General features: G+C 54.0%; 11 protein-coding genes. 9 read left to right on the top strand and 2 right to left on the bottom strand.

Annotation, left to right across the window (positions count from 1 at the left end; all coding sequences use genetic code 11):
- Positions 1-126 precede the first annotated feature (126 nt).
- Positions 127-1,674 carry a PAS domain-containing methyl-accepting chemotaxis protein gene (locus tag KWG64_RS09240; protein ID WP_218521703.1) on the top strand — a complete coding sequence of 516 codons (1,548 nt, stop codon included), beginning with the start codon at positions 127-129 and terminating at the stop codon, positions 1,672-1,674.
- Between the two features lie 62 nt (positions 1,675-1,736).
- On the opposite strand, the gene KWG64_RS09245 is transcribed toward KWG64_RS09240, so the two are convergent.
- Both KWG64_RS09245 and KWG64_RS09250 read right to left on the bottom strand, forming a co-directional pair.
- Complete coding sequence (locus KWG64_RS09245) at positions 1,737-2,285, bottom strand: GNAT family N-acetyltransferase (protein WP_218521704.1); 549 nt, start codon at positions 2,283-2,285, stop codon at positions 1,737-1,739.
- 150 nt (positions 2,286-2,435) lie between these two features.
- The gene (locus KWG64_RS09250) at positions 2,436-3,983 is read right to left on the bottom strand and encodes a methyl-accepting chemotaxis protein (protein ID WP_218521705.1); all 1,548 of its coding nucleotides are present in this window, start codon (positions 3,981-3,983) and stop codon (positions 2,436-2,438) included.
- Positions 3,984-4,846: 863 nt separating this feature from the next.
- Here KWG64_RS09250 and tssB point away from each other — a divergent pair.
- The 8 genes from tssB to KWG64_RS09290 form a co-directional block, all read left to right on the top strand.
- Positions 4,847-5,344: a type VI secretion system contractile sheath small subunit gene (gene tssB, locus KWG64_RS09255; protein WP_195825945.1), complete on the top strand. Its 498-nt coding sequence runs from the start codon at positions 4,847-4,849 to the stop codon at positions 5,342-5,344.
- A 28-nt stretch (positions 5,345-5,372) separates the two neighbouring features.
- Positions 5,373-6,917, top strand: a complete 1,545-nt coding sequence (gene tssC / locus KWG64_RS09260; protein WP_218521706.1) for a type VI secretion system contractile sheath large subunit — start codon at positions 5,373-5,375, stop codon at positions 6,915-6,917.
- Between the two features lie 15 nt (positions 6,918-6,932).
- On the top strand, positions 6,933-8,285 hold the full coding sequence (gene tssK, locus KWG64_RS09265) for a type VI secretion system baseplate subunit TssK (protein WP_218521707.1): 1,353 nt from the start codon (positions 6,933-6,935) through the stop codon (positions 8,283-8,285).
- The gene (gene tssL, locus KWG64_RS09270) at positions 8,282-8,971 is read left to right on the top strand and encodes a type VI secretion system protein TssL, short form (RefSeq protein WP_218521708.1); all 690 of its coding nucleotides are present in this window, start codon (positions 8,282-8,284) and stop codon (positions 8,969-8,971) included. Before tssK ends, tssL begins: the two co-directional genes overlap by 4 nt.
- Positions 8,968-10,659 (top strand): OmpA family protein, encoded by a 1,692-nt coding sequence (locus KWG64_RS09275; protein WP_218521709.1) that lies wholly within the window; start codon positions 8,968-8,970, stop codon positions 10,657-10,659. The genes tssL and KWG64_RS09275 overlap by 4 nt, the downstream gene beginning before the upstream one ends.
- A gap of 32 nt (positions 10,660-10,691) precedes the next feature.
- Positions 10,692-11,183 (top strand): type VI secretion system effector Hcp, encoded by a 492-nt coding sequence (gene hcp, locus KWG64_RS09280; protein ID WP_101079103.1) that lies wholly within the window; start codon positions 10,692-10,694, stop codon positions 11,181-11,183.
- Positions 11,184-11,351: 168 nt separating this feature from the next.
- Positions 11,352-14,003 carry a type VI secretion system ATPase TssH gene (tssH, locus tag KWG64_RS09285; RefSeq protein WP_218521710.1) on the top strand — a complete coding sequence of 884 codons (2,652 nt, stop codon included), beginning with the start codon at positions 11,352-11,354 and terminating at the stop codon, positions 14,001-14,003.
- The coding region (locus KWG64_RS09290) for a contractile injection system protein, VgrG/Pvc8 family (protein WP_255562133.1) at positions 14,000-14,342 on the top strand (343 nt) is incomplete at its 3' end. The genes tssH and KWG64_RS09290, both read left to right, overlap by 4 nt.

Below are 14,342 nucleotides of genomic sequence, written 5' to 3' on the forward strand. Positions count from 1 at the left end.
CACCTGAATACATTAATTTCAATAACGTGCTTTCAGCCCTAAAGAAAATTTTGGTTATGCCGACATCTAAAGAGTTAAACCTCTTTTATCTCCTCCAAATCGCAGTCTGGCCATGGAAATGTCACTATGCGCAATAATCAACCTGTATCACAGCGGGAATATCAGTACCCGGACGACGCTACATTGATGTCAACGACTGACGCCGACAGCCATATTACCTATGCCAATGATGCTTTTATTGAAGTCAGCGGTTTTGCCAGTGAAGATATTATCGGTCAGCCCCACAATATAGTCCGGCATCCCGACATGCCGCCGTCCGCTTTCAAAGATATGTGGGCCACATTGCAGCAAGGTTTTCCCTGGACGGCGCTGGTAAAAAATCGCCGCAGAAACGGCGACCATTATTGGGTTCGGGCAAACGTGGTGCCGATTATTCGTGGCGGAAAAACCAAAGGCTATCTTTCTGTCCGGACCAAACCCACGGCGACCGAAATTTCTGACACTCAGGCGCTCTATGACAAAATGAATCGTGGCGAGCTGAACAACCGCCGGTTGTTCCGGGGTCTGCTGATCCGCACCGGCATCACCCGCCCGTTTTCAATTTTAAAAACGCTTTCGGTTCGCGGACGGATCCGCAGCGGGCTCTTCCTTTTATTCCTGCTTAACTCTCTGGCAATTTCCACACTCACCGCGTTGCCGTCAGCTCAGTTGTATTCTGCATATGCGCTCAGCACATTTTTCATTTTGCTTTTAGGCTTCTGGCTTGAATGGCAAATCACGCGCCCGGTCGAACAACTTTGTCATCAGACATTGCGGGTTGCCAGCGGTGCGAGTCATACGATCACGCCGATGGAACGCGTCGATGAAATCGGGATGACGCTACGCTCGGTTGGCCAGCTCGGATTGATCTGCCGGTGGATGGTGGACGACGTTAACGATCAGGCACACAAAGTCCGCACCGCCAGTGAATCTCTGGCAAACGGAAACGAAGCGCTGAGTCAGCGGACTGAACAGACCGCCGCGAATGTTGGTGAGACTGCCGCCGCGATGAATGAAATGAGTGCGACCGTTGAAAGCAATACGCAAACGGCCGCCGAAGCCGATAAACTTTCGCTGACCGCCAGCGCCGCAGCGGAAAAAGGCAGTAACGCCATGCAGGGAGTCGTCGGCACAATGCAGGAAATCACCGACAGTTCGCAACAGATTGCGACCATCACCAATGTCATTGACGGCATCGCATTCCAGACAAATATTCTGGCACTGAATGCGGCAGTCGAAGCGGCCCGCGCCGGAGAACAGGGAAAAGGATTTGCGGTGGTGGCCGGTGAAGTTCGCAGCCTGGCACAACGAAGTGCAAGCGCCGCCAGCGAAATCAAAAGACTGATCGACACCAGCGTCGAGACCGTTGTGTCGGGATCAAAGCAGGTTGATCAGGCCGGTAAGACGATGGCGGAAATTGTTTATCAGGTGCGAAATGTCTCGTCACTGATCGGGCAAATTCGTAACGCGACAAGCGAACAAAATCTGGGATTACTGGATATCGCCAAAGCCATCGAGGAACTCGACCGGATCACACATCAGAATTCACTTCAGGTTCAGGAAGGCGCGCACGCCTCCACCGGCCTGAAACGACAGGCCGACCGGCTGGTGGAAGCCGTCGGTGTGTTCAGATAGTTTGTAGGAATTCGATCATGTTCAGCACCCGATCCGGAGATTTCGCCGAATTTGGTGCTGGGTTATTTCCTGACTATGTTTCTGACCTCCCACTCTGACACCAGCAAAGCATACAAATATTCACTGCACCATTCCCCTTTCAGAAAGCAGTTTTCCAGGAAACTTCCTTCCCGCCGAAATCCTGCTGACTCGAATAACCGGAAACTGCCGTGATTACGGATATCGGTAACGGCGTACACACGATGCTTTTTGAGATGGTCAAAAAGATACGTCAGCAACAGATTTAATGCGCTCTTCGCGATCCCTTTTCCCTGCCATTTCGGGTCAAGCGTTATGCCCAGTTCCACCTGATAGTCATCGACAAAGTGCAGCCCGAAATCACCCACCATGCCGAATTCAGCGTGTTCGATCGCAATCTGAAACCAGTTATCTGGCGTACCAAAAGGAATTTCATTCATCTGTTCAAACAACAATTCCGCCTGCGGACGGGTGAAATATTCCCAACTCTGATAGCGGGCAACAGCCGGATCCTGGCGATAACGGGTGAAAGCGCCGAGGTCATCATGATGAAAGTGACGCAGACTGAGTAAAGGTGAGGCCAGTAAAGTCATGGAGTTTGCTCGTTAATATAAAAGACAATTCATCTGTTATATCAAAGTGTTATTCATTGTGAAACCGTTTCCGTATCAATAAAAAAGCCGGACAAGGTTTTCCCTGTCCGGCCTGATTTATCACAATTTCCTATCTGTCCGCTGCCGGGCTCAGGCGTTCGCCAGCCTGAACGCAGACACCGACCGGGTCAGATGAAGCACCTGCTCTTCCAGAGAAGCCGCCGCTGCCGCCGATTCCTGCACCAGCGCCGCATTCTGCTGGGTCACGCCGTCAATTTCTGTCACGGCCTGCTCAATTTGACTGATCCCACGGCTTTGTTCATCGGACGCCGTCGAAATATGTTCCATCAGAACATCGACCTGCGTAACCGACGAAATGATTGCCGAAATAGATTCTCCGGTACGGGACACCTGATCCGACCCTTCCTTTATATTGGCAACCGATTCAGAAATCAGACTTTCGATTTCCTTTGCCGCCACCGCGCTTCGCTGCGCAAGACTGCGCACTTCGCTGGCGACCACTGCAAATCCGCGACCTTGTTCGCCGGCGCGTGCAGCTTCAACCGCAGCATTCAGCGCCAGAATATTGGTCTGGAAAGCGATGCTGTTGATGACGCCCGTGATGTCTTCGATCTTTTTGGAGCTGCTGTTAATGCGCCCCATAGTTCCGATCACATCCTGCGCCACCTTCTCACCCGCGCGGGCATTTTTTACTGCTTCGCGCGTCAGACCGCTGGCCCGGCTGACGTTTTCGGTATTTTGCTTAACCGTCGCGCCCAACTCTTCCATGCTGGCGGCAGTTTGTGTCAGCGCCGCGGCCTGTTGTTCTGTACGCGAGGCCAGATCGATATTGCCTGCGGAAATTTCCTGCGACGCGTGCGCGACAGTATGGCTGGTGTCACGTACCTGCCCGATAATTTGGGTCAGGGACTGGCGCATATGTTCCATCGACTGCATCAGTTCTTCAATTTCACTGCGGGAACTGTTTTTAAACGGTACCGGCGTATCGAGATAACCTTCTGCAATTTTGCGGCAATGATCGCGCGAGCTCAGCAGCGGAGTCAGAACGAAGCGCTTGAGTAATAACAACACGCCAATAATGATGATCAGGAACAGCAAACCAAACGCAATCGTCAGCCCGATACCAAACTTAAAATTGCCCTGCGCGTCGCTGTTGAGATTTCTGGCGTACTGCTCATGCAGCGCCAGCACTTTATCGAGCACCACTTCGTACTGATGATCAAGCTGAACTACCGCCGGGATCCGCGCTTTGAACTGCGCCTGATCGCCCACTTTCGCCGCATCAATCAACGGTTCGATCCCGTTCTGACGATAGTTCTGATAAGCCGTGCGGTAAGCCTCCGCCAGTGCATTTTCGCCCGGTAATTTTGGCGCATTAATATATGCCTGAAATGCGGCGTCCGCTTTTCCCATCACTTCACTGACGCCATCCAGAGAAGTAGCAGACGGCTGGCCGCCGTTGTTTTCAATCTCCTTCATATATTCCATTACGCGAACACGCGAGGTACGGCTGTGGTTGATCGGGTCAATGATGGAAAGCACCACGCGGATTTCTTTATTCACGTCATCCAGAGACTGGTTGCTCTGCGTCAGCAACCAGACGTTTGAAATCATACTGGTAAAAAAGAGAGCAAAAAGAACAACTAAAACAAGAAAAGAAGACTTTTTAAGCGACATCGATACATTCTCAAAATGGGGCTGGAGTCTGTTTATCGGCAATTTGCACCAGATGTTTAACATTCTCATCGCCCTATCTGAAATTTACGGCAGGATGATCGGTGTCTGCTAGAGGGGCAAGGGAGTAGTCGACAGACTAAATCTGACTAATCAGAACAAGGCGTTTTCCCTATTTTTAAATGATCTTTCACGCCTGAATTAAGAAATTTGCGATCAACCTCTTTTAAATGATCATTAACAGGGAATTTTCCTGACGATCAGAAATCGCTAAATCAGAGGAAATAAATATAATCACACCAACGAACAATAAATCCTGACAGCATGAATGATTCACCGCGCGAATATTCTTAGGAGAATTAGAGGAAAAATCTTATATTCTCTCTCTTTTCTTACCCTGCACTAAATACAAATTCATTGCGAGTTGTTATATATTTTTTGAGAACAGACAGTCAATTACTAAGAAATTTCTTACGACCTCCTACTTGTAAAGAAATCTACTGAAGCCCGAAACCCTTACCCCATGCGGCCTGCGGGGTTATATGAAGAAAATTCCTATATATCAATAAAATGATCTGGATTTGGCCACACCATAATCAGTAACATTTATTTACATATTTAGTTTTCCTTAAAACACCTAATGTTTCTAAAATGCCGTCAACAGGTACTTATCTGAAATTTTCTTTCCAGATAAATTCAAAAACACACTGCAAAATGTTCCCAAAAATATTTTGTCTCGCTTGTGACCCTGATTTTAGTTGCACACCGACGTGCATAAAAAGGATGTTTTTTTGGCAGGGTTGCCAACCTTTCATTTATTTATGGATTCATTGGCAGCGTTTATCACTCCACAGTAAGGGATAGGCATGTCTAATAGCTTTCAGGAAGAAATACCCAAGGCTCGCGTCAATATTAAACTTGATTTACATACTGGCGGTGCCCAGAAGAAAGTCGAATTACCTTTAAAATTAATGGTAATGGGCGACTACAGCAATGGTAAAGAGACCCGTCCATTGTCAGAGCGTGAAAAAGTTAACATCAACAAAAATAACTTTAACAGCGTTCTGGCCGACTTCAGCCCGTCGCTCAACCTGACCGTGGAAAACACTCTGGCTGGCGATCGCAGCGAAGAGAGCGTCAGTCTCAACTTCAAAGAGATGAAAGATTTCGAGCCTGAACAGGTTGCACGCCAGATCCCACAACTGCGCGCGATGCTCGCTATGCGTAATTTATTACGTGACCTCAAATCCAACTTATTAGACAACGCCACTTTCCGCAAAGAACTCGAAACCATCCTGAAAGATGACAATTTGAGCGATGACCTGCGCGCTGAACTGGCTGCTCTGGCTCCCCAGAACTCTTAACCCTTCCTGAACGGATCAACCCGAGACTATGCTGATGTCTGCTACTGAAAACAGTCAAGAAAGCCGCACAACTGTGCTGGAACGTGCCGACGCAGGAAGTGTTTATGCGTCATTGTTTGAAAAAATTAACCTGACTCCGGTCTCCGCATTGGGAGACGTGAATGCTTTTCAGGATGACCAGGCGATGTCTGATGTCACCACCGATGAGCGTGTTACGGCGGCGGTTCAGGTCTTCCTGGAACGCCTGAAACAGTCCGGTCAAAAAGTTGAACGTCTGGACAAAACCTTGCTGGACGGCCACATCGCAATGCTCGACGAGCAAATCAGCCGCCAGCTGGACGAAGTCATGCACCACCCTGAATTCCAGCGTATGGAATCCGGCTGGCGTGGGCTGAAATTCCTGGTAGACCGTACTGATTTCCGTCAGAACGTAAAAATTGAACTGCTGGACGTTTCTAAAGACGACCTGCGTCAGGACTTCGAAGATTGCCCTGAGATCATTCAAAGTGGCCTCTACCGTCATACCTACATCCAGGAATATGACACACCGGGCGGCGAACCCATCGGTTCTGTGATCTCCAACTACGAGTTTGACGCCAGCCCGCAAGACGTCGCGCTGCTGCGTAATATCTCCAAAGTGTCTGCTGCGGCACATATGCCGTTTGTCGGTGCTGTCGGCCCTAAATTCTTCCTGAAAGATTCCATGGAAGAAGTGGCCGCCATCAAAGATATCGGCAACTACTTTGACCGTGCTGAATACATCAAATGGAAATCTTTCCGTGACTCCGATGACTCCCGCTATATCGGTCTGACCATGCCGCGCGTGCTGGGTCGTCTGCCATACGGGCCGGACACCGTGCCAGTTCGCAGCTTTAACTACGTTGAAGAAGTGAAAGGCCCGGACCACGAGAAATACCTGTGGACCAATGCGTCTTTCGCGTTTGCAGCAAACATGGTGAAAAGCTTCATCAAAAACGGCTGGTGTGTACAGATCCGCGGCCCGCAGGCTGGCGGTGCAGTCACTGATCTGCCAATCCACCTGTATGATCTGGGCACCGGCAATCAGGTGAAAATCCCGTCTGAAGTCATGATCCCGGAAACCCGCGAATTTGAATTCGCCAATCTCGGCTTCATCCCGCTGTCTTACTACAAAAACCGTGATTACTCCTGCTTCTTCTCCGCGAACTCCGCGCAGAAACCGGCTCTGTATGACACGGCTGATGCTACTGCGAACAGCCGTATCAACGCGCGTCTGCCGTACATCTTCCTGCTGTCACGCATCGCGCATTACCTGAAACTGATTCAGCGTGAAAACATCGGCACCACCAAAGACCGCCGTTTGCTTGAGCTTGAGCTCAACACCTGGGTGCGCTCGCTGGTGACTGAAATGACCGATCCGGGCGACGACCTGCAGGCCTCTCACCCGCTGCGCGACGCTAAAGTGACCGTAGAAGATATCGAAGATAACCCGGGCTTCTTCCGCGTGAAACTGTACGCCGTACCGCACTTCCAGGTGGAAGGTATGGACGTCAACCTGTCATTGGTTTCTCAGATGCCGAAGGCGAAAGCGTAAAAGGCCGGAGTGGTAATGAAAATTGAACGTCCCCTGTGGACACGCGGCGTGCTGGTTTCGCCGCAGCAGTTTCAACAACAGGCCTCTCTCGAGGCCTGGACCAACGAATGCATAGCGCAAATGGGCACCCTCCATCCGTGGGGGGTACTCCATGCCACATTTGAGCAGAATGCACTCACACAAGGCCGCCTGAAGGCGGAACGTCTGTGCGTACGTTTTCAAGACGGGACGTTAACTGACACTGATTGTGCCGATTTACTGCCGCCGACATTAACGCTCGCGGCGAATTTGCCTGCGGAAATCTCTGAGGCTGTTGTCATGCTGGCCATGCCGCAGGTTTACGCTAACGGCGGCAACTGCCTGCAACCTGATGAACGCGCCGAACGTCCGGTACGTTACCGTCAGGCATGGCGTGATGTGCAAAATCACTACGGCGATGACAAGAAACAGGTCGCCGTCATGACGCATGAACTTACGTTTCGCCTGGACACACAGGAAAATGGGGATTATCAGGTCTGCCCGGTGGCCCGATTAGTGCGTGACGCCCAGGGACACTGGACGCAGGATATGCGGTTTATTCCTCCGCTGCTTAGCCTGCAAGCCAGCCACTGGTGCAGTGAGCAACTGGAACTGCTGATGGTGCAGTTGCGCGCGCGTCTGGTTCGTCTGATGGGCATGCGCCGCGAAAGTAACGCCCGTATGGCCGATTTTGCCGTCGCAGACGTTTCACTGTTCTGGCTGCTGAACGCGCTTAACGGCGCGGAGCCGGTGTTGAGCAATTTTCAACGTTATCCGCAGGTGCATCCCGAGCGTCTGTATCAGGAACTGGCCCGTCTGGCGGGTAACTTGCTGACCTTCTCGCTTGAACATGATGTCACTGCTATTCCGGTGTATCAGCATGATCGCCTGACGGCCGTCTTCCCGCCACTGTTTGCCTTGCTCAATATTCTGCTGGAAGCCAGCCTGCCTTCACGCGTTGTCGCGATTGAACTGGTTCACGAACCGCGTGTGAATCAGTGGCGCGGTGATCTGCACGATTCGCGTTTGCGCGAAGAAGTGGATTTTTACCTGTCGGTGCGCTCTACCCTTTCTTCTGCTCAGTTGCAAATCCAGTTCCCGCAACTGTGTAAAGTCGGTGCACCAGATGACGTTGGTAACGTGGTGAACGTCGCATTAAGCGGCATTCCGCTACAGCCGCTGAGCCATGTGCCCGCTGCAATTCCTCTGCGTCTGGAAAACCAGTATTTCTCCCTCGATCTCAACCACCCTGCAGCTAAGCAAATGATGGACGCAGGTGCCTGCGTATTCTACGTACCGGGCACACTGGGCGACATCCAGCTTGAACTGTTTGCGGTACTGCGCGCATGAGCCCATCCATGAAAAGAGAAACCCCGACGGTCGATATCGACGCGTTGCTTGCTGACACCTGGCTTCAGGTCATCAGCCTGCGTCAGGGCATGATCAGCGCAGAAGGCGAAGGCCGGATTTTCTGGCAGCGCTGCGTGGCCGATATTGAACGCGTTCAGCAGGCGTTACACGACGCCGACGTCAGCGAGCAAAGTTGTCAGTACATAAAGTACGCCCAGTGCGCCATCCTCGATGAAACCGTCAAGGGCCGCAGCGTGCAAGACGATACCTATTACGTGTGGTGTAACACCCCGCTGCAGGCGCACTTTTTCAATACACTGGATGCGGGAAATCAGCTGTATGAACAAATGCGTACCGTCCTGCGCGAGCCTGCGCAGGACACTGCCGTACTGACCTGTTTTCACCGGGTGCTCATGCTCGGGTTCCTCGGCGGGTACAAAACGGCTGAAGTCACTGAACGCGAACAACTGGTCGATGAACTTTCGGCCCGTGTGCCGCCGTTCAGTTTCACGCCGTCGCGCCCGGTGCTGGCTGTCGGGGCATCACGCAGCCGCCTGAGCGTCTGGTTGCGCTACTGGCCGGTGCGCCTGGGTCTTGCCGCCTGCGTGGTAGCCCTGTTGTGGTGGGGACTTGATCACTGGCTCTCCGGCCTGTTGTCTACCCTGCTACCGGGAGCGGCGCAATGAGTCCGAGGTGGCAACGCAGTTTATGGCTGTGGTCCGGCATTCTGGCGGGAATACTGTGTCTGGTATTCCTGCCTTTCTCACCCGTAATCCGCTGGCTGGCAACCGGAATGGTTATCATCGTGTGTGTGACCGGAATGTGGCGTGCTGGACGTCAGCCTGCTACTGAACTCACCAACTTGTTGTCCGACGGGCTACCGACCGAAAAATACCGCCTGCCGGTAGTGCTGGTATGCGGTAACGCACTGCCGGCACTGTTTGGTACCGGTACCGTACAGCAGACAGCGCAGGGTTGCTGGCTGCGGGTTGATGATATCAGCACGCTTCGTCAGTTTACGCGGCAACTGCTGTGGCAGCGGCCAGAGTGGGCAAAGCAACTGGCAGTGATGGTGTCGGTAGATCCGCAGGCACATGCGGATGAGAAAGCGCTGGCCACGATCTTGTATGAACTGCGCTGGCAACTGGTGCAACTGCGCCGGGACACGCGCCGCGCCGTCCCGTTGTTGTTAGCCAGTACTGTCGCAACCAGCCTGACGGACAGCCCGCTCTGGCTGTCACAACAGCATAATCAGGCAGTCACACTTTGGCCCGCGGTCACCCAACCTGAAACGCTGGCCAACTGGCAGCGGATGGAAGGCAATGCCTGGCAACCTGCGCGGATAAAACAGACGCTGTTATTCAGTCAGCTCAATGACTGGCTGGCGGCGCAGGTCTTGCCCGCGCTGCAGGCCCGTAACGATGACGTTGCCTGCGTCTCCCCGCAGCAGGTGATCCTGCTTCAGGTGCCTGGGCTGAGTTCTCTGAAACTTGCATCACTGTGGCAACACTGGCTGTCCGCACATACCGCGCTGACGCACGCCAGCGGCTGGCATCCGGTGGCGGATGCTGACGGCGCCACCCTGCCGTTCCCTGATTTTGTTCTGGTGGATTTACCCACCGGGAATGGCGTGTCTTCACGTCGCCGGGCACTGCGTCACGGTGTGACGTTACTGACACTGGCCGCCGTGGTTGCTTTGTGCTGCAGCGCCTGGCACAACCGCCAGCTTCTGCATCGTGTGGCCTTCGATATCCGCCATTACTACGACATCGCAATGGACGATTACGTACCCAAAGCAAATGGCGTTGACGTTCTGCGTCAGGATGCAGCTCAGCTTGATGACTGGTTCCGCAACGGCGAGCCGCTGCGTCTCGGTCTTGGGCTGTATCAGGGAGAACGCCTGCGTCTGCCACTGCTGGCAGCGATTAAAAGCTACGTTCCCCCGCCGCCGCCACCGCCGCCCGTTGAGAAAGACACACCGAAAACTGTGCGTCTCGATGCCCTGTCACTGTTTGACACCGGCAAATCCAACCTCAAACCGGGTTCCCTCAAAATGCTGGTGAACGCGCTGGTCGACATCAAAGCCAAGCCGGGCTGGCTGATCGTCGTCGCCGGACACACCGACATTACCGGAGACGCGAAGGCCAATCAGGTTTTATCCCAGAAGCGTGCGGAATCATTGCGCGACTGGATGCTGTCCACCAGTGATGTTTCCCCGACCTGCTTTGCGGTTCAGGGCTACGGCGCAACACGCCCGATTGCAACAAATGACACCCCGGAAGGCCGTGCAGCTAACCGTCGTGTCGAAATCAGTCTGGTGCCGCAGGCAGATGCCTGCAAGGCAACAGCACCCCCCGATTCATCAAATGATTGATGGATGCTTAACCTAGAAATGGAGAACTACCCATGGCAATTCCTGTTTATCTGTGGCTGAAAGACGACGGCGGCGCGGACATTAAAGGCTCCGTAGACGTAAAAGATCGCGAAGGCAGCATCGAAGTGGTTGCGCAGGAACACAACCTGTACATCCCGACCGATAACAACACCGGCAAACTGACGGGTACTCGTATTCACACCCCGTTCCTGTTTACCAAAGAAATCGACTCATCCAGCCCGTATTTGTACAAAGCAGTGACCACCGGTCAGACCCTGAAATCTGCTGAGTTCAAATGGTACCGCATCAACGACGCTGGCCAGGAAGTTGAGTATTTCAACACCAAGCTTGAGAACGTCAAACTGGTGAAAGTCGCGCCAAAAATGCACGACATCAAAGACCCGGCTAAAGAGAAACACAATCACCTCGAAGCGATTGAGCTGCGTTACGAAAAAATCACCTGGACTTACAAAGACGGCAACATCATTCATTCCGATTCGTGGAACGAACGTACCACCGCGTAATCCCCTACAGCAGACGGTTCGCCGTCTGCTGTTTTTGTTGTTTCCAAAACTGCCCTGCTTCCCGGACGGTTTCGTAAACACCAAATAATTCGGACATCGACCTTATGGGCCTGGGTTCCTGCAAAGGAAAGGCTAAGGGCGGTAGCATACCCAAAAAAGGAATTGAGCATGGAACACCAGTCAGCCGTTTTACTTCGTCGTTTGAACCCGTATTGCGCGAAAGCGCTGGAAGCTGCCGCGACCCTGTGCCAGACCCGAGCACATGCGGAAATCACGCCTGAACACTGGCTGCTGAAACTGCTCGAACAAGGCGAAGGCGACATCACCGTGCTGGCACGCCGTTATGAATGGGACATGGACGCGCTCTGGCAAAGCCTGCTGGCCCATCTTGATGCCCTGCCGCGTTCCGTGCGCACCCGCCCGCAACTGTCCGACGACTTACAGACGCTGATGAAATCTGCCTGGCTGGCCGCCTCTTTGCAGGACGACAATCAGACTATCCGCAGCGTGAATCTTCTCGAAGCCCTGCTGACAAAACCTAAACTGCTGCGCTGCGAAGGCCTGTGGCCGCTGTTCAGCCTGAGTGAAGAACATCTTCGCCGCCTCAAACCGATGCTGGATGCGGTGTCAGAAGAGCGTTCAGAACTCCAGCAACAAGAAAGCCTGAACATGCCGGTGTCCTCCCTGAATGAACCCTCTGCCACGCCGAAAGCGGATAACCTCTCCAGCCACTGCCTGAGCGAAGCCCTGCAAGCCGCACTGGATAAGTTCACGCTGGACGTCACCGCGAAAGCGAAAGCCGGGCAAATTGATCCGGTATTTGGCCGCGATAACGAAATCCGCCAGATGGTCGATATCCTCTCCCGCCGCCGTAAAAATAACCCGATCCTCGTGGGCGAACCTGGCGTGGGGAAAACCGCGCTGGTGGAAGGCCTTGCGCTGCGCATTGCGGAGGGCAACGTGCCGGACAGCCTGAAAACGGTCAGCCTGCGCACGCTGGATTTGGGTCTGCTACAGGCCGGTGCGGGCGTTAAAGGCGAATTCGAACAACGCCTGAAAAACGTCATCGACGCCGTCCAGCAATCTCCGACGCCCGTTATTCTGTTCATCGACGAAGCGCATACCATCATCGGTGCAGGCAATCAGGCCGGTGGCGCGGACGCCGCCAACCTCCTCAAACCCGCCCTTGCCCGCGGCGAACTGCGTACCATCGCCGCCACCACCTGGTCTGAGTACAAACAGTATTTTGAACGCGATGCCGCCCTCGAGCGCCGCTTCCAGATTGTCAAAGTCGACGAGCCGGACGACAAGATGGCAAGCCTGATGCTGCGCGGCCTGAAATCGCGTTACGCCGAACATCACGGCGTACACATTACCGATGAAGCGGTAAAAGCCGCCGTCAGCCTGTCGCGCCGCTATATCACTGGCCGTCAGCTGCCGGACAAAGCCGTAGATTTGCTGGACACCGCCAGCGCCCGCGTCCGTATGAGCCTCGATACGTTGCCGGAAGATTTAACCCGTCTGAAAGCGCAAATCACCGCGCTGGAAATGGAAGAACAGGCACTGCTGGAAGATATTGCGCTGGGCAACAAAACGCACGGCGATCGCCTTGAAAAAATTGAACATGAGACCGATCGTCTGAACGAACAGCTCACCACGCTGGACACGCAGTATCACGCGGAGAAAGCCCTGACGCAGCAACTGCTGGAGACCCGTCAGGACATCAGCCGTCAGCAAGAAATCGCAAGCCTGCAGGATCAGCTCAGCCATTTGCAGGGCAACGCGCCGCTGCTGAGTCTGGATGTTGATATGCGCACCGTCGCCACCGTGATTGCCGACTGGACCGGCGTGCCGTTGTCCAGCCTGCTGAAAGACGAACAGACGGATTTGCTGCAGCTTGAAAATCATCTGGGGCAGCGCGTCGTCGGACAGGATCACGCGCTCGTGGATATGGCGCAGCGCCTGCGCGCCGCCAAAACTGGCCTGACGTCAGAGAACGGTCCGCTGGGCGTATTTCTGCTGGTCGGGCCGAGCGGCGTGGGTAAAACCGAGACCGCGCTGTCACTCGCCGACTGTCTGTTCGGCGGCGAGAAATCCCTGATTACTATTAACCTCAGCGAATATCAGGAAGCGCACACCGTTTCCCAGCTGAAAGGTTCTCCTCCGGGCTACGTTGGTTATGGCCAGGGCGGGATTCTGACCGAAGCCGTGCGCAAACGTCCGTACAGCGTCGTCCTGCTCGATGAAGTCGAGAAAGCGCACCGTGACGTCATCAACCTGTTCTATCAGGTCTTCGACCGCGGCTTTATGCGCGATGGCGAAGGGCGCGAAATCGACTTCCGTAATACCGTCATCCTGATGACCGCCAACCTCGGCAGCGACCACATCATGCAACTGCTGGAGGAACAACCTGAATCGACAGACAGCGATTTGCTGGAAATGCTGCGCCCTATCCTGCGCGACCACTTCCAGCCCGCGCTGCTGGCACGTTTTCAGACACTGATTTACCGTCCGCTGGCCGCCACCGCGCTGCGCACCATCGTTGAGATGAAACTGGCGCAGGTCGCCAAACGCCTGAGCAAACATTACGGCCTGCAAACCACCATCGAAGAAAGCCTCTACGACACGCTGGTCGCCGCCTGCCTGCTGCCGGACACCGGCGCGCGCAACATCGATAGCCTGCTCAACCAGCAAATTTTGCCGGTACTCAGCCAGCAACTGCTGAGCCGCATGAGCGGGCAACAGCGCACCACTTCACTGGCGCTGGGCTGGGATGAAGAGGAAGGGATTACGCTGGAATTTGACGGAGAAGGGAAATGAGCGTAGCGGCATCACTGTTTTTCGACCACAGCCACCATAAACTCGCGGTACGCGGCAGCGCGTCAGATATGGATGTCCTGAGTTTTACCGGCACGGAAGGCCTGAGTACGCCCTTCAGCTACGCCATCCAGTTCACCAGCAGCGACAAATCCATCGACCCGAAAATCCTGCTGATGCAGGACGCATCGCTGACCCTGCAGGCACCGGTGGCGCAGGCCTTCGGCGTCTCCGTGTACGAGCCGCAGCGCGTCATTCAGGGCGTGGTCACCGGCTTTAAGCGCCTCTCAACCTCGAAAGATGAAAGCCGCTACGAGGTGTGCCTCGAACCGCGTCTCGCGT

It is taken from the genome of Rahnella sp. PD12R (assembly GCF_019200965.1).
GTDB lineage: Bacteria > Pseudomonadota > Gammaproteobacteria > Enterobacterales > Enterobacteriaceae > Rahnella > Rahnella laticis.

What these genes read in the sequence shown, in the direction of transcription:
- KWG64_RS09240 (WP_218521703.1), top strand. Translation starts at nt 127, where the DNA reads ATGCGCAATAATCAACCTGTATCACAGCGGGAATATCAGTACCCGGAC.
- KWG64_RS09245 (WP_218521704.1), bottom strand. Translation starts at nt 2,285, where the DNA reads ATGACTTTACTGGCCTCACCTTTACTCAGTCTGCGTCACTTTCATCAT.
- KWG64_RS09250 (WP_218521705.1), bottom strand. Translation starts at nt 3,983, where the DNA reads ATGTCGCTTAAAAAGTCTTCTTTTCTTGTTTTAGTTGTTCTTTTTGCT.
- tssB (WP_195825945.1), top strand. Translation starts at nt 4,847, where the DNA reads ATGTCTAATAGCTTTCAGGAAGAAATACCCAAGGCTCGCGTCAATATT.
- tssC (WP_218521706.1), top strand. Translation starts at nt 5,373, where the DNA reads ATGCTGATGTCTGCTACTGAAAACAGTCAAGAAAGCCGCACAACTGTG.
- tssK (WP_218521707.1), top strand. Translation starts at nt 6,933, where the DNA reads ATGAAAATTGAACGTCCCCTGTGGACACGCGGCGTGCTGGTTTCGCCG.
- tssL (WP_218521708.1), top strand. Translation starts at nt 8,282, where the DNA reads ATGAGCCCATCCATGAAAAGAGAAACCCCGACGGTCGATATCGACGCG.
- KWG64_RS09275 (WP_218521709.1), top strand. Translation starts at nt 8,968, where the DNA reads ATGAGTCCGAGGTGGCAACGCAGTTTATGGCTGTGGTCCGGCATTCTG.
- hcp (WP_101079103.1), top strand. Translation starts at nt 10,692, where the DNA reads ATGGCAATTCCTGTTTATCTGTGGCTGAAAGACGACGGCGGCGCGGAC.
- tssH (WP_218521710.1), top strand. Translation starts at nt 11,352, where the DNA reads ATGGAACACCAGTCAGCCGTTTTACTTCGTCGTTTGAACCCGTATTGC.